Consider the following 19,189-nt stretch of genomic DNA (forward strand, 5'->3'; position numbering starts at 1 on the left):
GGATCAGAAGTCCATGTCACCGCCCGGCATGCCGCCCGGAGCGGCCGCGGCGGCCTTCTCCGGCTTGTCGGCGATGACGGCCTCGGTGGTGAGGAACAGCGCGGCGATCGACGCGGCGTTCTGGAGCGCGGAGCGCGTGACCTTCGCCGGGTCGATGATGCCCTCGGCGATCATGTCGACGTACTCACCGGTCGCGGCGTTGAGGCCGTGGCCGACGGGCAGGTTGCGCACCTTCTCGACGATGACGCCACCCTCGAGACCACCGTTGACGGCGATCTGCTTGAGCGGGGCCTCCAGGGCCAGCTTCACGGCCTTGGCGCCGGTCGCCTCGTCACCCTCGAGCTCGAGCTTCTCGAAGACCGCGGAGGCCTGGAGCAGGGCCACGCCACCACCGGCGACGATGCCCTCCTCGACGGCCGCCTTCGCGTTGCGAACGGCGTCCTCGATGCGGTGCTTGCGCTCCTTGAGCTCGACCTCGGTCGCGGCACCGGCCTTGATGACGGCCACGCCGCCGGCCAGCTTCGCGAGGCGCTCCTGGAGCTTCTCGCGGTCGTAGTCCGAGTCGCTGTTCTCGATCTCGGCACGGATCTGGTTGACGCGGCCCTGGACCTGGTCGCTGTCACCGGCACCGTCGACGATGGTCGTCTCGTCCTTGGTGATGACGACCTTGCGGGCGCGGCCGAGCAGGTCGAGACCGGCGTTCTCCAGCTTGAGGCCGACCTCCTCGGAGATGACGGTGCCACCGGTGAGGATGGCGATGTCGCCGAGCATGGCCTTGCGGCGGTCACCGAAGCCCGGGGCCTTGACGGCGACGGACTTGAAGGTGCCACGGATCTTGTTGACGACCAGGGTCGACAGGGCCTCGCCCTCGACGTCCTCGGCGATGATCAGCAGCGGCTTGCCGGACTGCATGACCTTCTCGAGGAGCGGCAGCAGGTCCTTGACCGAGCCGATCTTCGAGTTGACGATCAGGATGTACGGGTCGTCGAGCGACGCCTCCATACGCTCCATGTCGGTGGCGAAGTACGCCGAGATGTAGCCCTTGTCGAAGCGCATACCCTCGGTGAGCTCCAGCTCCAGACCGAAGGTCTGGGACTCCTCGACGGTGATGACGCCTTCCTTGCCGACCTTGTCCATCGCCTCGGCGATGAGCTCGCCGATCTGGGTGTCGGCGGCGGAGATGGAGGCGGTGGAGGCGATCTGCTCCTTGGTCTCCACGTCCTTGGCCTGCTCGAGCAGGGCGGCGGAGACGGCCTCGACGGCCTTCTCGATGCCACGCTTCAGGGCCATCGGGTTGGCACCGGCGGCCACGTTGCGCAGACCCTCACGGACCAGCGCCTGGGCGAGGACGGTCGCGGTCGTCGTGCCGTCACCGGCGACGTCGTCCGTCTTCTTCGCGACCTCCTTGACCAGCTCGGCGCCGATCTTCTCGTACGGGTCCTCGAGCTCGATCTCCTTGGCGATGGAAACACCATCGTTGGTGATCGTGGGGGCGCCCCACTTCTTCTCGAGGACGACGTTGCGGCCCTTGGGGCCGAGGGTGACCTTGACGGCGTCGGCGAGCTGGTTCATCCCGCGCTCGAGACCGCGCCGTGCCTCCTCGTCGAACGCGATGATCTTGGCCATGTGAAGTGGTCCTCCCAGGACGATGGGGGTACCTCCCTGCTCGTTCAGAGCCAGGGGGCGGATTGCTCCCGGACCGCGCTGGCGCCCGCGACGGACGGCCTGCATGCCTGGTGGTTCCTTGCCCCACCTGGCCTGCGGACCTCACCGACGGTCCAAATCTGTCACTCTCACGCGGAGAGTGCTAACGCCAATGATTAGCACTCGACCCTACCGAGTGCAAGCGGTCCGCGTATGTTCCAGCCCTGAGTGGCACCTGGGGGAGCAAGCGCGTGGACATCAGGACCGCACCCACGAGGGGCCCGCGACGGGGCGGACGCGCGAGAGATACCCAGGGGACGGGGAAGCCACACCGGTGCGGATACACACGTGGGGCCCGCACCCGGTGACGGGTGCGGGCCCCACGCGCGAGCGTTCGTGAGCCTGGTGTGGTCGATGCGCCGAGATCAGCCGACGGCGAGCTTGACCATGTCCGCCTGCGGCCCCTTCTGGCCCTGCGAGATCTCGAACTCGACTCGCTGACCCTCCTCGAGGGTGCGGTAACCGTCCATCTGGATCGCGCTGTAGTGGACGAAAACATCCGCACCACCGTCGACCGCGATGAAGCCGTACCCCTTCTCCGCGTTGAACCACTTGACGGTGCCCTGAGCCATGCCTAACTCCCCTATTACTGGCCCTTGCGCAGGACCGCACTTCGCGGACCCGGGTCAGACCTCACCCCCCGGATCTCTCCCCCACCAGCGGCAGGGCGAACCCAGTTGGTGTGCGCCGGAACGCGTCGACCGCGGCCGAATGTATCTGCACGGATGCCCTCTGCAACAGGTCACTCGGACGAGAATTCCCGGCGCGGCTGAGAGTCGATAAGCGGCGAACTAGGGGAAATCCAGGGCAAGTCGGGCCGGGCATAGCACAAGCAACCCGGCATTTCGTGCACACAGTTCGCGCACAACTTGACGGGTTCTCATATGCGTTCGGCACTGACGCCGGAGGGGGAACGCCCCAACTGTATCGCGGTCAACACACGGAATCGCCCCGTCCGCTTGCTGGACGGGGCGATTACGAAGGGAGCCTTCGAAAAGGCGGGCGGACCCGCGGGCGGGATCAGCCGCCGGCGACGGCCGGAATGATCGAGACACCGGCGCCGTCGGGGGTGGGCGTCTCCAGGCCCTGCTCGAAGCGGACGTCGTCGTCGTTGACGTAGACGTTCACGAAGCGGCGCAGCCTGCCGCTGTCGTCGAGCACGCGGGCCGCGATGCCGGCGTGGTTCTCCTCCAGGGACCGGAGGACATCGGCGAGGGTCGCGCCTTCGGCGGAGACCTCGGCCTTCCCGCCGGTGTAGGTGCGAAGGATGGTGGGGATGCGAACGGTGACGCTCATGGGAATACCTTCCGAAGAGGTTGTGGGCAGGCGTTCCGCAAGGGCGGAACGGGTGGGCACAACCGGCCCGCAGATGTCAGACGGCAGCAAGCCCCGCGTCGCGGAACGCCGCCAACGAGGGCCGGATCGTCACGGTCGGCCCGGCGGCGACCGCGTCGAGCGTCTTGAGCCCGTCCCCCGTGTTCAGCACCACCGTCGTCAGGGACGGATCCAGCACCCCGCTCTCCACGAGCTTCCTGGTGACGCCCACGGTCACGCCGCCCGCAGTCTCCGCGAAGATCCCCTCCGTGCGGGCCAGCAGCCGGATCGCGTCCACGATCTCCGCGTCCGTGACGTCCTCGACCGCGCCGCCGGTCCGCCGGGCGATGTCCAGGACGTACGGCCCGTCGGCGGGGTTGCCGATCGCGAGGGACTTCGCGATCGTGTCCGGCTTCACGGGCCGCACCACGTCCTGCCCGTCCTTGAAGGCCCGGGACACCGGCGAACAGCCCTCCGCCTGCGCCCCGAAGATCTTGTACGGGCGGTCCTCGACCAGCCCGAGCGCGATCAGCTCCTTCAGCCCCTTGTCGATCTTCGTCAGCTGGGAGCCCGAGGCGATCGGCACGACGATCTGGTCCGGCAGCCGCCAGCCCAGCTGCTCGCAGATCTCGTAGGCGAGCGTCTTCGACCCCTCGCCGTAGTACGGCCGGAGGTTGACGTTGACGAAGCCCCAGCCCTCCCCCAGCGGGTCGCCGATCAGCTCGGAGCAGAAGCGGTTGACGTCGTCGTACGTGCCCTCGATGCCGACGAGGTCGCCGCCGTAGACCGCCGCCATGACGACCTTGCCGGCCTCCAGGTCGTGCGGGATGAAGACACAGGACTTGAAGCCGGCGCGGGCGGCCGCGGCGCCGACCGCTCCGGCGAGGTTGCCGGTCGACGAGCACGAGAGCGTCGTGAAGCCGAAGGCGCGGGCGGCCTCGACGGCGATGGCGACGACGCGGTCCTTGAAGGAGTGCGTGGGGTTGCCGGAGTCGTCCTTGACGTACAGGCCGCCGGTGACGCCGAGCTCGCGGGCGAGGTTGTCGGCCTTGACGAGCTTGGTGAAGCCGGGGTTCAGGCCGGGCTTGTCCGCGACGTCGGCGGGGACGGGCAGCAGGGGGGCGTAGCGCCAGATGTTCTGCGGGCCGGACTCGATGCGGCGGCGCAGCGCCTCGGGGTCGCCGGCGGGCAGCTCGTAGGCCACCTCGAGCGGGCCGAAGCAGACGGCACAGGCGAAAATGGGACCGAGGCCGAAGCGCTCTCCGCACTCACGGCACGAGAGGGCGACGGCGGGACCGAGAGCTACGGGTGTGGTCGCGGATTCAACAGACTGCACAGCCATGGAGGCGAGGCCCTTTCTCCTCATCTTCCCCGCGGCGGACGTCGCCACGAGACGGAATTGGCACCTTCCCGAGCCGGGAGCCTCGCTTCTGACGAATCGAGATCGACTGGAGGGTTGCCGGGGCTTCAACGGGCCGTATCCCTCTGCCCCTCTGGATGAGCGGTATGGCACTGGGCAGGGCCCAGGCGTTTATGAGCGGCGACCCCGACATACGACGGCGTTCCGCGTTGTTCAGACTGTAACCGAAGGCATGGGCGCCTGAGACAGCCGTCCGTACCGCGAGATGGATCACACGCAGCTCGAACGCCGCGTCACACAAGAGGAGTCGAACACGTGCTGGATGAGGTGGAGCGCTGGCTGGCCCGGCGGTCCTGGTCCGCCGCCGACCGCCCGCTCGGCCGGCTCCTCGCCGCGAAACGCGGCGCCGGCACCACGGTGAGCGTGGTGCTGCCGGCGCTGAACGAAGAGGCCACGGTGGGCACCATCGTGACCACGATCCGCGCGGAACTGATGTCGGACGCGGTCCCGCTGGTGGACGAGCTGGTGGTGATGGACTCGGGGTCCACGGACCGGACGGCCGAGGTCGCCGCGGCGGCGGGCGCCCGGGTGGTGCACCGCGACGCGGTGCTGCCGGGCCTGCCCGCGCTGCCCGGCAAGGGCGAGGTGCTGTGGCGGTCGCTGCTGGCGACGACGGGTGACGTGGTGTGCTTCGTCGACGCCGACCTGCGGGACTTCTCGGCGGACTTCGTCTCGGGGATCGTCGGCCCGCTGCTGACCGACCCCGAGGTGCAGTTCGTCAAGGCGATGTACGACCGCCCGCTCGGCGAGGCGGTGGGCCAGGGCGGCCGGGTGACCGAGCTGGTGGCCCGCCCGCTGCTGAACCTGCACTGGCCGCAGCTGGCCGGCTTCGTCCAGCCGCTGGGCGGCGAGTACGCGGCCCGGCGCTCCCTGCTGGAGCGGCTGCCGTTCCCCGTGGGGTACGGCGTGGAACTGGGGCTGCTGGTGGACTCGCTGCACACGGTGGGCCTGGACGCCCTGGCCCAGGTCGACGTGGGCGTACGCAAGCACCGCCACCAGGACGGCCGGGCCCTGGGCCGGATGGCGGCGGCGATCTACCGCACGGCCCAGCTGCGACTGGCGCGCGGGCACCTGGTGCGGCCGTCGCTGACGCAGTTCGAGCGGACGGCGGAGGGGTTCGTGCCGCGGACGTACGCGGTGGACACGGAGGAGCGGCCGCCGATGGTGGAGATACCGGAGTACCGGCGGCGGCGGGTGGCGTAGCGGCGGGGGTTCCCCGGCCGGGCCGAAAATCAGCCCGGCCGGCGCTTGAGGCCACCGCGCGGAGCGCGGAACGGGGGTCCGGTGGCGGAGCCCCCGGTTTCGGGAAGGGGCGGGGCCGGGGAGAAAGCCCCGCGCAGCGGCACCTCCCGGCGTCGGCCGGGCGAGCAGGACCGGGCTCCGGCGCGGCACCCCGGTTCGGGCAGACAGCCCGGGGACAAACGTTTGAACGCTCCGCATCCCGGCAAAGCTCGCGTCATGGTCGCTGAGCACGTGCACCCCGCACCGATCGTCGTCGCCTCCAACCGCGGCCCCGTGTCGTACCGGCGGCGCGAGGACGGCACCCTCGTGGCCGGCCGGGGCGGCGGCGGGCTGGTCTCCGGGCTCAGCGCCATAGGGACGGACGCGGGCGCGGTGTGGGTGTGCGCGGCCCTGGGCGAGGGCGACCGCGAGGCGGCCCGGGCGGCCGGCCGGCGGCTCGACGCGGCGGACACCGGCGGCCACCGGGTGCGGATGCTGGACATCCCGCCCGACACCTTCGCCGCCGCCTACAACGGCGTCGCCAACTCCGTGCTGTGGTTCGTGCACCATCTGCTGTACCAGACGCCCCTGGAGCCCACCTTCGACGCGGACTTCCGCGCCCAGTGGGCCGCGTACGAGGCGTACAACGCGGCCTTCGCCGACGCCCTGGCCGAGGAGGCCGCGCCGGGCGCCGCCGTCCTCGTCCAGGACTACCACCTGACCCTGGTGCCGGGCCTGCTCCGCGAGCGCCGCCCCGACCTGCGCATCGGCCACTTCTCGCACACCCCGTGGGCCCCGCCGGACTACTTCCGGATGCTGCCGGACGACGTGGCCGGGCAGGTGCTGCGCGGCATCCTGGGCGGTGACCGGGCGGCCTTCCTCACCCACCGCTGGGCCGAGGCGTTCGCCGCGTGCTGCGCGAGCGAGCTGGGCGCCGAGGTGGTCCGCGAGGAGGGGCGGGCGACGGCGGTCCGCTTCGAGGGGCGCACGACCCTGCTGGGGGTGCACGGGCTCGGCGCGGACGCGGACTTCCTGCGGCGGCGCGCGCACGAGCCGGACGTCGAGGAGCGGATGGCGGCGCTGCGGGCCCAGATCGGGCCGCGGCGCAGAGCGGTCGTCCGGGTGGACCGCACCGAGCTGTCGAAGAACATCGTGCGCGGCCTGCTGGCCTACCGCCGCCTGCTGGAGGACCGCCCGCAGTGGCGCGGCAAGGTGGTGCACGTCGCCTTCGCGTACCCCTCGCGGCAGGACCTGGCGGTCTACCGCGACTACACGGCCACGGTGGAGCGGGTCGCCCGGGAGATCAACTCCGCGTTCGGCACGGAGGGCTGGGAGCCGGTCGTGCTGCATGTGAAGGACGACTTCGCGCGCTCCCTGGCGGCGTACCGGCTGGCCGACGTGGCGCTGGTGAACCCCATCCGCGACGGGATGAACCTCGTCGCCAAGGAGGTCCCGGTGGTCTCCGACCACGGCTGCGCGCTGGTCCTGTCCCGGGAGGCGGGCGCGGCGGCGGAGTTGGCCGAGGACGCCCTCGTGGTCAACCCGTACGACGTGGAGGCCACCGCCCGCGCGCTGCACGAGGCGCTGCTGATGGATCCGGCCGAGCGGGCGGAGCGTACGAAGCGGCTGGCCGCGGCGGCGACGGCGCTGCCGCCGGCGCGCTGGTTCCTCGATCAGCTCCGGGCCCTCGGCGGCTAGCCCCCGGGGCTAGGCTGGGCGGGTGCAGCCCAAGGACAATCCCGGTCCCGAGCCCACCGACGAACTGTGCATGACGTGCCAGTGGTGCACGGGCTCCGGCTTCGTGCAGCGCTCGCTGCTCCATGTCCCCGGCCCCGATCCGTTCGGCGGGGGCGGGGAGTCGGCGGTGCGGGCGGGCCAGTGCAGGCACTGCCGGGGCAGCGGCGTCTACGACTCCGAGCTGGACCCCACGCTGGAGCACTGGCGCGGGCGGCCGGAACCGGAGCCCCCGGCCGGTGCCGAGGACGGCCCGGAGGACAGCTCGGAGAACGGCTCGGGCTGACCCTCGCCGACTGGTCCTCTCCGGCTGAATCCCCAGCCCGGCGGAATCATCAGCCCGGCGGGATCCTCAGCCCGGCTGTCCGCCGGTCCGCTCCGCCAGCGCCTCCAGCAGCGCCACCACGCCCCCCGGTCCGTCGACGACGAGATCGGCGCGCTCGGCCAGCTCGGTGACCTCCGCGCTGCCGCTGCACACCAGGACACCGGGCAGCCCCTCGGCGCGCAGCTTCCCGACGGCGGCGAAGGCGGCGAGGTCGCCGAGGTCGTCCCCGGCGTAGAGGACGGCGCCGGCGCCGGTCTCGCGGACGTAGGCGGCGAGGGCGGCGCCTTTGTCGACCCCGGGCGGGCGCAGCTCCAGGACGAACCGGCCGGGCTCGACGATCAGGCCGTGCCGGGCCGCGAGCTCGGCGAGGGGGCCGCTCAGGGCGTCGAAGGCGGCCTGCGGGTCGGCGGCGCGGCGGGTGTGGACGGCGATGGCGCGGCCCTTGTCCTCGACCCAGGTGCCCCGCCAGGCGCCGGAGGCGTCCAGCACACCGGGGAGCTCCGCCTGGACGGCCGCGACGCCGGGGTGCGGCGCGGGCGCGCTGACGGTGCCGGTCGCGGCGTCCCAGCGCTCGGCGCCGTAGTGCCCGAGGACGACGAGGTGCGCGAGCTCCGGCACCCCGGCGAGGCCGCCGTACCGCACGGCGACCCCGGCGGGCCGGCCGGTGATCACGGCGACGGAGCGGAGGCGCGGCGCGAGCCGGGCGAGGGCGGGCACGGCACCGGGGTGGGCGCGGGCCCGCTCGGGGTCGGGCACGATCTCGGCGAGGGTGCCGTCGAAGTCGAGGGCGACGACCGCGCGGTCCGGGCACGCCAGCAGGGCGGCGAGCCCGTCACGGCCGGCGGGGGTGACGGGGGTGGGGAGCGGGTGACTGCCCATGGGGGTGACAGTACCGGGCGGGGCGCGCGGACAGGCCCTTTCCGCCCTCCCCCTGCCGGGGAGGGCGGCTACCGGCGCTCGCGGCGGGCGTCGCGGACGCGCCGCAGCCGGTTGACCGTGACCGGGTCGTGGGCGAGCGCCCGCTCGTCGTCGAGCAGGGCGTTCAGCAGCTGGTAGTAGCGGGTCGGGGTGATGCCGAGCCGCTCCCGGACAGCACGTTCCTTCGCGCCGGGGCCGGGCCACGTCCGGCGCTCCAGGGCGAGGACGGCGCGGTCCCGCTCGGAGAGGCCGGACTCTTCGTACGCGCTCACGATGCGCAGCCTAGCGGGCCGCGATCTCCTGGGAGTCGGCGTCGCGCTTGATCTCGCTGAGCACGCTGGCCGGGTCGCCGCCCTTCTTGACCACGGCGCCGATCTTCTCCTTGAGGTCCTTGCTGACCCTGGCCCAGGAGGTCTTGTCGGCGGGGTAGAACGTGGCGTTCTCTAGCTGCTCCAGGAACTGGCGCAGGTCCTTGTGCTTGTCGTCGCCGAGCATCTGGTCGGAGGCGCTCGACGTCACGGGCAGCAGGTCGTACTGGCCGGTGAAGTCCAGGACGTTCTTGGTGCTGTAGACGAAGTCGAGGAAGAGGCCGATCTGTTCGCGGTTGCCGTTCTGCTTGAAGGCCATCATCCAGTCGGCGACGCCCATGGTCGACTTCGCCTTGCCCTTGGCGCCCGGCAGCGGCGCCGTCATGTACTTGACGCCCTTGGCGGTGGCCTGCTGCATCAGCGTGGGGTGGCCGTGGAGCATGCCGACCTCGCCCCGGCAGAACGCGTCGAAGACGTCCTGGCGGTTGGTGCGGGCGGGGTCGCCGGAGCCGGTGAGGCCCTTGCCGACGAGCTCCTCGCGCAGCCAGTCGAAGGTCTGGACGTTCTCCTTCGAGTCGATCGTGTACGCACCGTTGTGGTCGGTGTAGCCACCGCCGCCGCCGAGCATCCACAGCATGGTCTCGGCGGGCGCCTCCTCGGGGCCGAGCGGCAGACCGAAGGGCATCTTGACGCCCTTGACGTTCTGGAGCTTCGTGGCCGCCGCCTTGAGCTCGTCCCAGCTCTCCGGCGGCTTGGCTATGCCGGCCTGGGCGAAGAGGGTCTTGTTGCAGAAGAGCAGGCGGGTGGAGGCGACGAAGGGCAGACCGTACTGCACCCGGTTCACCTCGCCGGCCTTGGCGATCGAGGCGATGAGGTCGGCCTGGGTGGGGACGGTGAGGAGCTGCTCGGCGGAGTAGAGCTTGCCGGCGGCGGCGAAGTCGGCGTAGGCGCCGATCTGCGCGAGGTCGGGGGCCTTGCCGGCCGCGACCATGTCGGCGACCTTCTTGTCGACCTCGTTCCAGCTGTAGACCTCGACGTCGATCTTGATCTTGCTGTTCTTCTCGTGGAATTCGCGTGCGAGGGCGTCCCAGTACTTCTTCGAGCTGTTGCCCGGCTTGTCGCCGTAGTCGGCCGCGACCAGCTTGAGCGTCGTGGCGCCCGACGCCTCGCTGCCGCACGCCGAAAGAGCGGGCGCCAACGCCGCCGTGGCGGCACCCGCCGCCGTCAGACCCAAGAACCGCCGCCGCTGCACTACTGCTTCCCACCTTCGTGGTTCGTCCGTCGCTGGAGAGCGTGAGTCTCTCCCGCGCGCCACCTTACGGTCTAGCCGACTCCGGTTGCGCTTCGGTATCGCTCTTCCCCCCTGCGGCAGCGGGCTGCTATCCACGGTCTGACGCCTTCCGCACCTGGTAAGGAGCACCGGCACATGTCCGACATCCCCGCTTCCACCACGTCCTCCGGCCGCACCTCCGCCGAGATCCTCACCCAGCCCTCCCTCTGGCGCCGGGCCGCGGAGGCGGCCGCCGGGGCGCCGGGGCTGCCGCGGCCCGGGGAGCGGGTGGCCGTCACCGGGTGCGGCACGTCGTGGTTCATGGCGCAGGCGTACGCGGCGCTGCGCGAGGCGGCCGGCCAGGGCGAGACGGACGCCTTCGCGGCGTCGGAGTTCCCGGTGTCGCGGACGTACGACAGGGTCGTGGCGATCACCCGGTCCGGGACGACGACCGAGGTGCTCGACCTGATCGGCGAGGTCCGCGAGCGGTGGGAGGTCCTCGCCGTGACCGCCACCCCCGGGACGCCGGTCGTACCGGCCGCGGACGACACCGTGATCCTGGACTTCGCGGACGAGGAGTCGGTGGTGCAGACCCGCTTCGCGACGAGCGCCCTGGCGTTCCTGCGGGCCGGCCTGGAGCTCCACGGCCGCCTGCCGGGGATACGGACGGTGGCGGAGGCGGCGGCGGACGCCGGGTCGGCCATCGCCTCCCCCCTCCCGGCCGCGGCCCTGGCCGCCGAGCAGTGGACGTTCCTGGGCACGGGCTGGACGTACGGCCTGGCCCAGGAAGCGGCCCTGAAGATGCGGGAGGCGGCGGGGGCCTGGACGGAGGCGTACCCGGCGATGGAGTACCGGCACGGCCCGGTGTCGATCACGGGCCCCGGCCGGGTGACATGGATCTTCGGCGAGGTCCCGGCGGGCCTGGCGGAGGAGGTGACCGCGACCGGCGGCACGCTGATCACGTCCGAGGGCGACCCGATGGCGGACCTGATCCGGGCGCAGCGGCTCGCGGTGGCGGTGGCGGAGGGCCGCGGCCTGGACCCGGACCGGCCGCGGAACCTGACGCGGAGTGTGATCTTGAAGGGGTGACGCGGGGTGGGCGGGGCGGGTGCGGGCGGGGTGCGCCTGCGGCGGGCCTTTTCCCCACCCCGCCCCTTCCCGCCGCATCCGATGTGCGGCTCCGCCGCGTGCGGGGCTCCGCCCCGGACCCCGGTCCTCAAACTGCCCCCGGACGGGCTGAATCGTTGCCCGGAACCGGGCGGAAAGCCGGCCTCGGACAGGGGCACATCCAGCCCGGCCGGCGTTTGAGGCCACCGCGCGTAGCGCGGAACGGGGGCCCGGGGATCTCCCCGGTTTCGGGAAGGGGCGGGGCCGGGGACAAAGCCCCACGCACCCGCACCCCGGCAAGGGGCAGCAGCCTGCGAACCAGGTGGACTAGACCTTTCCCACCGCCGCACGCGACACTGTCCCCGTGAGACACGTCATCGCCCTCGATGTAGGCGGCACCGGCATCAAGGCCGCCCTGGTCGGCCCCGACCACCAGCTCCTCCACGAGGCCCGCCGGCCCACCGGCCGCGAGCGGGGCCCGGAGGCGGTCGTGGGCGGCATCCTGGACTTCGCCGCCGAGCTCCGGGAGCTGGGCCGGCAGCGGTACGGGCGGCCCGCCGAGGCGGCCGGCGTCGCCGTGCCGGGCATCGTCGACGACGTGACGGGTACGGCCGTCTACGCGGCGAACCTCGGGTGGCGTGACGTCCCGCTCCGCGACCTGCTGAGCGGCAGGCTCGACGGGACGCCCGTCGCCCTCGGCCACGACGTCCGCACCGGCGGCCTCGCCGAGGGCCGGGTGGGCGCGGGGCAGGGCGCCGACCGCTTCCTGTTCGTACCGCTGGGCACCGGCATCGCCGGGGCGATAGGCATCGACGGCCGCATCGAGAAGGGCGCCCACGGCTACGCCGGCGAGATCGGCCACATCTCCGTACGCCCGGGCGGCCCGGAGTGCGGCTGCGGCGGCCGGGGCTGCCTGGAGACCCTGGCGTCCGCCGCGGCGGTGTCCCGCGCCTGGGCGGCGGCGAGCGGCGACCCGGAGGCGGACGCGGCGGACTGCGCCAAGGCCGTGGAGTCGGGCGATCCGAAGGCGCGGGCCGTCTGGCAGGAGGCGATCGACGCGCTCGCCGACGGGCTGGTCACCGGCCTCACCCTGCTCGACCCGAAGACGCTGATCATCGGTGGCGGGCTGGCCGAAGCGGGGGAAACGTTGTTCGCTCCCCTGCGCGCCGCCGTCGAGCGGCGGGTCACATTCCAGAAACTCCCCCTGATCGTCCCCGCCGCGCTGGGGGACACCGCGGGCTGCCTGGGCGCGGGTCTGCTCGCCTGGGACCTGCTGGCCGCGCACCACCCCACCACTCCCACGGAGGTATCCGCCTGATGGTCGAACGAACGGTTCTCGCCGGTGCCCGCGTGGTGCTGCCGACCGGTGTCGTGGAGGGGGGCCACGTCACGGTGGAGGACGGCCGCATCGCCGGGTGCGGGGGACCCCAGGCGCCCGGCGCGCCCGACGACGCACGGCGCGCCCTCGACCTCACCGGCCACTGGATCGTCCCCGGCTTCGTCGACATGCACGTGCACGGCGGCGGCGGCGCGTCCTTCTCGGCGGGCGACCCCGAGGAGGCCCTGACCGCGATCCGTACGCACCGCGCGCACGGCACCACGACCATGGTCGCCTCGACGGTCACCGGCGACCTGGACGACCTGGCGCGGCAGGCGGCGGTCCTCTCGGAGCTGACCGAGCAGGGCGACCTGGCGGGCATCCACTTCGAGGGCCCGTTCATCTCCCCGCACCGCTGCGGCGCGCACCAGCCGGAGCTCCTGCGGGACCCGGACCCGGCGGACGTCCGCAAGCTCGTCGAGGCGGCGCGCGGCGCGGCCCGGATGATGACGCTGGCGCCGGAGCTGCCGGGCGGTCTGGAATCGGTCCGTCTCCTCGCCGACCTCGGCGTGATCGCGGCCGTCGGCCACACGGACTCGACGTACGAGGCCACGCTCGACGCGGTCGGGGCGGGCGCGACCGTCGCGACGCACCTCTTCAACGCGATGCCGTCCCTGATGCACCGCGCGCCGGGCCCGATCGCCGCGCTGCTGGAGGACGACCGGGTCACGGTCGAGCTGATCAACGACGGGACGCACCTGCACCCGGCGGTCCTGGAGCTGGCGTTCGCCCGCGCGGGCGCGGACCGGGTCGCGTTCATCACGGACGCGATGGGCGCGGCCGGGATGAGCGACGGGATGTATCCGCTCGGCCCCATGAGCGTGGAGGTCAAGGACGGTGTGGCGCGGATCGCCGGCGGTCCGACGGCGGGTTCGATCGCGGGCTCGACGCTGACGCTCGACACGGCGTTCAAGCGCGCGGTGACGGTCGACCGGCTGCCGGTCGAGGACGCGGTACGGGCGCTGTCGGCGAACCCGGCGCGGCTGCTGGGCGTCGGCGACCGGGTCGGTTCGCTGGAAGCGGGCAAGGACGCGGACCTCGTCGTGCTCGACGCGTCGTACGACCTGGTGGGCGTGATGCGCAAGGGCGAATGGGTGGTCTCTCCCGAAGCGCGGTAGTTTCTCCCGCCTCTGACGGGGCATCGAACAGCGGCGGCGGTGCCCACGGTCTGGGCCTGCCGCCGCTGTTTTGGCATGATCGCTCGCGCGGTCGTCGTACGGCGACACGCAGTCGGTACACCGCAGACACCGCACGGACCCGCCCGCGAGGGCACCGAGAGACACCGAGAGACACCGCCGTCGACACCGCCGTCACGCCGGCCTGGTCATGGGAGAGCCGCCGATGATCCTTACGGTCACGCTCAACACCGCGCTCGACCTGACGTACCACGTCCCACGCCTGGAGCCGCACGGCTCGCACCGCGTCACCGAGGTCACGGAGCGGGCGGGCGGCAAGGGGCTCAACGTGGCGCGGGTGCTGGCGGCGCTGGGGCACGACGCGGTCGTCACCGGGTTCGTCGGGGGCGCGACGGGGAACACCGTGCGCCGCCTGCTGGCCGAGAGCGCCCCGAGCGAGGGCCTCGCGTTCGGCGGGGTCGCGGGTACGGCGGGGCGGCTGACCGACGCGCTCGTCCCGATCGGCGGGCGTACGCGCCGCACGGTCGGCGTCGTGGACGCCTCGACGGGCGACACGACCCAGCTGAACGAGCCGGGCCCGGACGTCACCCCCAAGGAGTGGGCGGGGTTCGCCGACACGTACGCCCGTCTCCTGCCGGAGGCCCGCGCGGTGGCGCTGTGCGGCAGCCTGCCGCCGGGGGTGCCGGTCGGCGCGTACGCCCTGCTGGTGCGGAAGGCGCGGGCGCTGGGTGTGCCGGTGCTGCTGGACACGAGCGGCGAGCCGCTGCGCCGCGCGGTGGCCGCGCGCCCGGACGTCGTCAAGCCGAACGCCGAGGAACTGGCGGCGCTCACGGGCTCCACGGAGCCGCTGCGGGCGGCCCTGGACACCCGGCGGCGCGGCGCCCACGCGGTCGCCGCGACGCTGGGCCCGGCGGGCATGCTGGCCGTGACGCCCGACGGCTCGTGGCGCGCGGCGCCGCCCCGCCGGATACCCGGCAACCCGACGGGCGCGGGCGACTCCGCCTCCGCGGCCCTGCTGTCGGGCTGGGTGGAGAACCTCCCCTGGCCGGACCGGATCGCGCGCGCGGTGGCCCTGTCGGCGGCGACGGTACGGACACCGGCGGCCGGCGAGTTCGACGCGGCGGCGTACGCGGCGCTGCTGCCGCAGGTGAAGGTCGCCCCGGCGTGAGGTGACGGCGGAGCAGCAGCCGTGAAGCCCGAACCGTCCCTGAACCGGAAGGTCCGCTCATGCCCCTGGTACGCACCGCCGAACTCGTCACCGCCGCCCGCGAGGCCGGGCGCGCGGTCGTCGCCTTCAACGTCATCACCCTGGAGCACGCGGAGGCGATCGCGGCGGGCGCCGAGCGCGCGGGCGCGCCGGCGATCCTTCAGATCTCGGAGAACGCCGTGAAGTTCCACGGCGGCGACGTGGGCCCCCTCGCGGCGGCGACGGCGGCGGTGGCGGCCGCGTGCCGGGCCCGGCTGGCGCTCCACCTCGACCACGTCGAGTCGGCGGACCTGCTGCGGGCGGCGCACGCGCACGGCTTCGGCTCGGTCATGTTCGACGCGTCGAAGCGCGGCTACGGGGAGAACGTCAAGGCCACGGCCGAAGCGGTCCGTTGGGGCCACGCACGCGGCATCTGGGTGGAGGCGGAGCTGGGCCGCGTCGGCGGCAAGGCGGGCGAGCCCCCGCTGGACGCCCACGCCCCGGGCGTCCGCACGGACCCGGCGGAGGCGGCGGCCTACGTGGCCGACACGGGCGTCGACGCCCTGGCCGTCGCGGTCGGCAGCACCCACGCCATGACCACCCGCACGGCCACCCTCGACCACACCCTGATCACAGCCCTCCACGAGGCCGTCCCGGTCCCCCTGGTCCTGCACGGCTCGTCGGGCGTCCCGGACACGGAACTCCGCCGCGCGGTGGCGGCGGGCATGACCAAGATCAACGTCGGCACGGCCCTGAACACGGCCTTCACCGGCGCGGTCCGCGCCTTCCTGGAGGCCCACCCGTCGACGACGGACCCGCGCAGGTACCTGGCGCCCGCGCGGGAGGGGATGACGGGGGCGGTGGAGGGGTTCCTGCGGGTGGTGGGCGGGTGACCGTCAGGCTCCGCCGGGGGTCAGCGACACCTGGTCGAGGTGCACCTCGCACTTGTTGCCCGACTGGCAGAAGACCTTGATGGTGTTCTTGCCTTCCTTGAGGTCCACCTGGGTCCAGCTGCCCATCCAGTTGGTGGACCACTCGCCCGGCTTCGACCCGCCGTGGTTACCCAGACGTATCGGCAGCTTGTTGACGGTGTCGTTGACGGCGACCGAGAGTTCCCCGTCCTTGCCGGGGACGCCGTAGGTGACGTTCAGGCGGTACGCCCCGGTGCTCTTGACCGCGACCTCCCACTCGACGCCCGCACCGGGCGCTTCCAGACCCTTGATGTAGGCGCCGCCCTCGGACTTGGCGCCCGCCACCTCCGTGGCGGTGGTGGCACCACCGAGCAGCCGCAGGCTGGCCGCGTCACGCTTCTGGAGACCGACCGCCGAGGGATTGCTCGGCTTCTGCTTCTTCTCCGGCTCCTTCGGCTTGTCGTCCTTCTTGCCGTCGTCCTCGCCCGGCTTGTCGTCCCCGCCGCCCGTCGCCCCCGCCTGGGTGCTGCCCTTGTCGTCGCCGCTGTTGGTCATCATCGCGACGCCGATCCCGCCCGCGACCACCGCCACGACGGCGATCGCGGCGATCAGCAGCCCGCGCCGGTTCGGGCGCGTGCCGCCGCCGTGGCCGCCCGGGGCGGCCGGGGGCATCGGCTGGCGGGGGGCGCCGCCCGGGAGCGTCTCCGGGGCCGCGTAGTGCGGCGACGGGGTCTGCTGGCGCGGCGGCTGCGGGCCGTACTGGCGGGAGCCGACCGGGCGGACCTGGTGGTACGAGGTGCGGGGGACGCCGGGACGGCGCTCTTCCGGGCCGCTGTCGGCGTTGTTCCCGTCGCCGCCTTCCGAGCGGTACAGGTGCGCGAACGGGTCGTCGTTCTCCGGCGTTCCCGCGCCGTTATTACCGGCCGTCATCCCCTGTCACTCCCAACCTGGTATGACCATCGGCGCCCACGTGCGTACGCGTCAGGGACCGCCGCTGCCGAGCCGGGGCGGCCCGGGAGGCTCAAACGGTCCGGATGGCCAAAAATTCACGATCGATTCACGGTAGGCGGCGGTGCCGCATCGGCGCAGCCTACCCCGATACGGCGATACCACGCCCTGGTACGGACCTCAGCCCGCCCGCCGCCCCGCCTTGGCCCGTGACCGCTTTTCGACGTACATCCGCTGGTCGGCGGAGCGCAGCACCTCGTCCGCGGACATTCCGCAGCCCGCCCAGCCGATCCCGAAACTCGCGCCGACCCGCACGGCGCGCCCGTCGACCCTTATCGGCGGGACGATCGCGTTGCGCAGCCGCACCGCGAGGTCCTCCGCGTCGGCCTGGCCCAGGCCGTCCGCCAGGACCACGAACTCGTCACCGCCGAGCCGGGCAACCGTGTCGCCGTCGCGCACGCCGTTGCTGAGCCGCCGGGCGACCTCGATGAGGACCGCGTCCCCCGTGTGGTGCCCGAAACGGTCGTTGATGGACTTGAAGCCGTCCAGGTCGCAGAAGAGGACCGCCAGCCCCTTCGTCCCGTCGTCCTCGCCGTCCTCGTCCGGCGCGACGGCGTGGACGTGGCCGGGATACGTGCCGACGCCGCAGGCCGTCCCGCTGTGCTCCGCGCCGAACTCGCCGGTCGCGCAGTCCGGGGCGCAGTCGTTCGCGTACTCCGGCGGGTAGTCGGGCCCCGGCTCGGAGCCGAAGCCGTGCTGCCCGTACTGCCCGAACGCCCCGCCCTCGACCTCGGCGAAGGCGTCGAGGCCGCCGTACGGCGCGACCGCCGCCACCGGGGGCTCGCCGCCGGGCGGCGTGCCGCACAGCCGGCTGCTGAGGCGGGCCCGCAGCTCCGCGCTGTTGGGCAGGCCGGTGAGCGAGTCGTGGCTGGCCCGGTGCGCGAGCTGGAGCTCGTGCCGCTTGCGCTCCTCGATGTCCTCGACGTGGGTGAGGAGGTAGCGCGGACCGTCGGCGGCGTCGGCGACCACCGAGTTGCGCAGGGACACCCAGACGTACGTGCCGTCCCGGCGGGCGAGCCGCAGCTCGGCCCGGCCGCCCTCGGCCGAGGTGCGCAGCAGGGTGCCGACGTCCTCCGGATGGACGAGGTCGGAGAAGGAGTAGCGGCGCATCTGGGACGCGGGGCGGCCGAGGAGCCGGCACAGCGCGTCGTTGGTGCGGTGCAGCCGTCCGTGCTGGTCGCCGCCCATCTCGGCGATGGCCATGCCGCTCGGCGCGTACTCGAAGGCCTGGCGGAAGCTTTCCTCACTGGCGCGGAGCGCCTGCTGCTCCCGCTCCAGCCGGACCAGTGCCCGCTGCATGTTTGCGCGAAGACGAGCGTTACTGATCGCAATCGCGGCCTGGAAGGCGTACATCTGGAGCGCCTCCCGGCCCCAGGCGCCGGGACGGCGTCCGTTGCGCGGCTGGTCGACCGAGATGACGCCCAGGAGCTCGCCGCCGGCCGCGCCCGCCGTGTACATCGGGGCGAAGAGGCGGTCCATGGGGTGCCACTCGTCGGGGAACCGAGGCGCGGGCCCGGCGGTGTGCCACTGGGGCACGTCGTCGTTGTCGAGGACCCAGCCCTCGGTGTACGGGATGAAGCGCAGCGAGCCCCACTGGTCGGCCATGGCCAGGCGCCGCTCCCACGACACCCGCGAGCCGACCCGGCCCGCCATCAGGGCCTCCGCGCCCGCGCTCCCGGCGACGGCGGCCACGACCAGATCACCGTCCGGGCGGACGAGGTTGACGGCCGAGAGCTCGTAGCCGAGCCCGGTGATGATGCCGTCCGCGACGGTCTGCAAGGTGTCCGCGAGGCTGCGCGCCGTGTTCAGATCGGCGACCACTTGATGCAGGCCCCGCAAGGTGGCCAGGCGGACATACGGCTCCGACTCGGTCTCCATCTTCGCTCTCCCCCGAGACCTCGACAGCAACTCCAAAAGCTTCTTGTCGTCCGTTTACCACGGCCACTGAATCACAGCGAGCTGACCACTCGGTACACAGGGTCAACAATTACCGCCCTCTGTGACTCATGTCACAGTGCGTGATGAAGTACTACCACTGGCGTTCGAGCGCGCTCTTATGCTTCGTGAACGCAAATCCGTAAGCGGAACACCCATCCGTGGCAACGATCCGTGGCAATCGTCCGTGGCACATCCGTACAGACGCCGTCCGAGGCCCCGCCGGATGCCCGCCGGCCGCGGTTCCGGTGGAATTCCGGAGGCTTCGGGGGGCGCGCGGTCGCATCCGGGGCGCGGCCCGGGGGCGAGGGGGG

At 72.8% G+C, this 19,189-nt stretch carries 17 protein-coding genes and 1 riboswitch; of the genes, 8 read left to right on the forward strand and 9 right to left on the reverse strand.

The genetic code is table 11. From position 1 onward, the window contains the following. Window positions 1–3: 3 nt before the first annotated feature. The 4 genes from groL to thrC form a co-directional block, all read right to left on the reverse strand. A complete protein-coding gene (gene groL, locus SMD11_RS13905; protein ID WP_087926773.1) occupies window positions 4–1,626 on the reverse strand; it encodes a chaperonin GroEL in 1,623 nt (540 codons plus the stop codon). A gap of 443 nt (window positions 1,627–2,069) precedes the next feature. Then, window positions 2,070–2,276, reverse strand: coding sequence for a cold-shock protein (locus SMD11_RS13910; RefSeq protein ID WP_003967346.1), 207 nt, complete (start codon window positions 2,274–2,276; stop codon window positions 2,070–2,072). 448 nt (window positions 2,277–2,724) lie between these two features. Further along, a complete protein-coding gene (locus SMD11_RS13915; protein WP_087926774.1) occupies window positions 2,725–3,000 on the reverse strand; it encodes a ubiquitin-like small modifier protein 1 in 276 nt (91 codons plus the stop codon). Window positions 3,001–3,076: 76 nt separating this feature from the next. Next, complete coding sequence (thrC, locus tag SMD11_RS13920) at window positions 3,077–4,360, reverse strand: threonine synthase (RefSeq protein WP_199843874.1); 1,284 nt, start codon at window positions 4,358–4,360, stop codon at window positions 3,077–3,079. Window positions 4,361–4,377: 17 nt separating this feature from the next. Then, window positions 4,378–4,522: riboswitch (SAM riboswitch) on the reverse strand. A 171-nt stretch (window positions 4,523–4,693) separates the two neighbouring features. Here thrC and SMD11_RS13925 point away from each other — a divergent pair. From SMD11_RS13925 to SMD11_RS13935, 3 genes are all read left to right on the forward strand, one after another. Then, window positions 4,694–5,641, forward strand: a complete 948-nt coding sequence (locus SMD11_RS13925) for a glucosyl-3-phosphoglycerate synthase (RefSeq protein ID WP_087926776.1) — start codon at window positions 4,694–4,696, stop codon at window positions 5,639–5,641. A 255-nt stretch (window positions 5,642–5,896) separates the two neighbouring features. Next, a complete protein-coding gene (locus tag SMD11_RS13930; RefSeq protein WP_087926777.1) occupies window positions 5,897–7,357 on the forward strand; it encodes an alpha,alpha-trehalose-phosphate synthase (UDP-forming) in 1,461 nt (486 codons plus the stop codon). A gap of 22 nt (window positions 7,358–7,379) precedes the next feature. Then, a complete protein-coding gene (locus SMD11_RS13935) occupies window positions 7,380–7,679 on the forward strand; it encodes a hypothetical protein (protein ID WP_159395298.1) in 300 nt (99 codons plus the stop codon). A 66-nt stretch (window positions 7,680–7,745) separates the two neighbouring features. Here SMD11_RS13935 and otsB read toward each other — a convergent pair whose 3' ends face one another. The 3 genes from otsB to SMD11_RS13950 all read right to left on the reverse strand — a co-directional run bounded on the left by otsB (window position 7,746) and on the right by SMD11_RS13950 (window position 10,196). Then, the gene (gene otsB, locus SMD11_RS13940) at window positions 7,746–8,597 is read right to left on the reverse strand and encodes a trehalose-phosphatase (RefSeq protein WP_087926779.1); all 852 of its coding nucleotides are present in this window, start codon (window positions 8,595–8,597) and stop codon (window positions 7,746–7,748) included. A gap of 68 nt (window positions 8,598–8,665) precedes the next feature. After that, on the reverse strand, window positions 8,666–8,908 hold the full coding sequence (locus SMD11_RS13945; RefSeq protein WP_234366030.1) for a DUF3263 domain-containing protein: 243 nt from the start codon (window positions 8,906–8,908) through the stop codon (window positions 8,666–8,668). A 10-nt stretch (window positions 8,909–8,918) separates the two neighbouring features. After that, the gene (locus SMD11_RS13950; protein ID WP_087926781.1) at window positions 8,919–10,196 is read right to left on the reverse strand and encodes an extracellular solute-binding protein; all 1,278 of its coding nucleotides are present in this window, start codon (window positions 10,194–10,196) and stop codon (window positions 8,919–8,921) included. 174 nt (window positions 10,197–10,370) lie between these two features. Between SMD11_RS13950 and SMD11_RS13955 the strand changes: the two genes are divergently transcribed. From SMD11_RS13955 to SMD11_RS13975, 5 genes are all read left to right on the forward strand, one after another. Beyond that, window positions 10,371–11,303 carry an SIS domain-containing protein gene (locus tag SMD11_RS13955; RefSeq protein ID WP_087926782.1) on the forward strand — a complete coding sequence of 311 codons (933 nt, stop codon included), beginning with the start codon at window positions 10,371–10,373 and terminating at the stop codon, window positions 11,301–11,303. Between the two features lie 382 nt (window positions 11,304–11,685). After that, window positions 11,686–12,639, forward strand: coding sequence for an ROK family protein (locus SMD11_RS13960; protein WP_087926783.1), 954 nt, complete (start codon window positions 11,686–11,688; stop codon window positions 12,637–12,639). Beyond that, a complete protein-coding gene (nagA, locus tag SMD11_RS13965; protein ID WP_087926784.1) occupies window positions 12,639–13,817 on the forward strand; it encodes an N-acetylglucosamine-6-phosphate deacetylase in 1,179 nt (392 codons plus the stop codon). The genes SMD11_RS13960 and nagA overlap by 1 nt, the downstream gene beginning before the upstream one ends. A gap of 223 nt (window positions 13,818–14,040) precedes the next feature. After that, a complete protein-coding gene (locus tag SMD11_RS13970; protein ID WP_087926785.1) occupies window positions 14,041–15,003 on the forward strand; it encodes a 1-phosphofructokinase family hexose kinase in 963 nt (320 codons plus the stop codon). Between the two features lie 59 nt (window positions 15,004–15,062). After that, window positions 15,063–15,914 carry a class II fructose-bisphosphate aldolase gene (locus tag SMD11_RS13975; RefSeq protein ID WP_087926786.1) on the forward strand — a complete coding sequence of 284 codons (852 nt, stop codon included), beginning with the start codon at window positions 15,063–15,065 and terminating at the stop codon, window positions 15,912–15,914. Between the two features lie 3 nt (window positions 15,915–15,917). Here SMD11_RS13975 and SMD11_RS13980 read toward each other — a convergent pair whose 3' ends face one another. Then, complete coding sequence (locus tag SMD11_RS13980; RefSeq protein ID WP_087926787.1) at window positions 15,918–16,862, reverse strand: carbohydrate-binding protein; 945 nt, start codon at window positions 16,860–16,862, stop codon at window positions 15,918–15,920. Between the two features lie 198 nt (window positions 16,863–17,060). Continuing rightward, window positions 17,061–18,818, reverse strand: a complete 1,758-nt coding sequence (gene cdgB, locus SMD11_RS13985; protein WP_087926788.1) for a diguanylate cyclase CdgB — start codon at window positions 18,816–18,818, stop codon at window positions 17,061–17,063. Between the last annotated feature and the right edge of the window lie 371 nt (window positions 18,819–19,189).

Source organism: Streptomyces albireticuli (assembly GCF_002192455.1).
Classification (GTDB): domain Bacteria; phylum Actinomycetota; class Actinomycetes; order Streptomycetales; family Streptomycetaceae; genus Streptomyces; species Streptomyces albireticuli_B.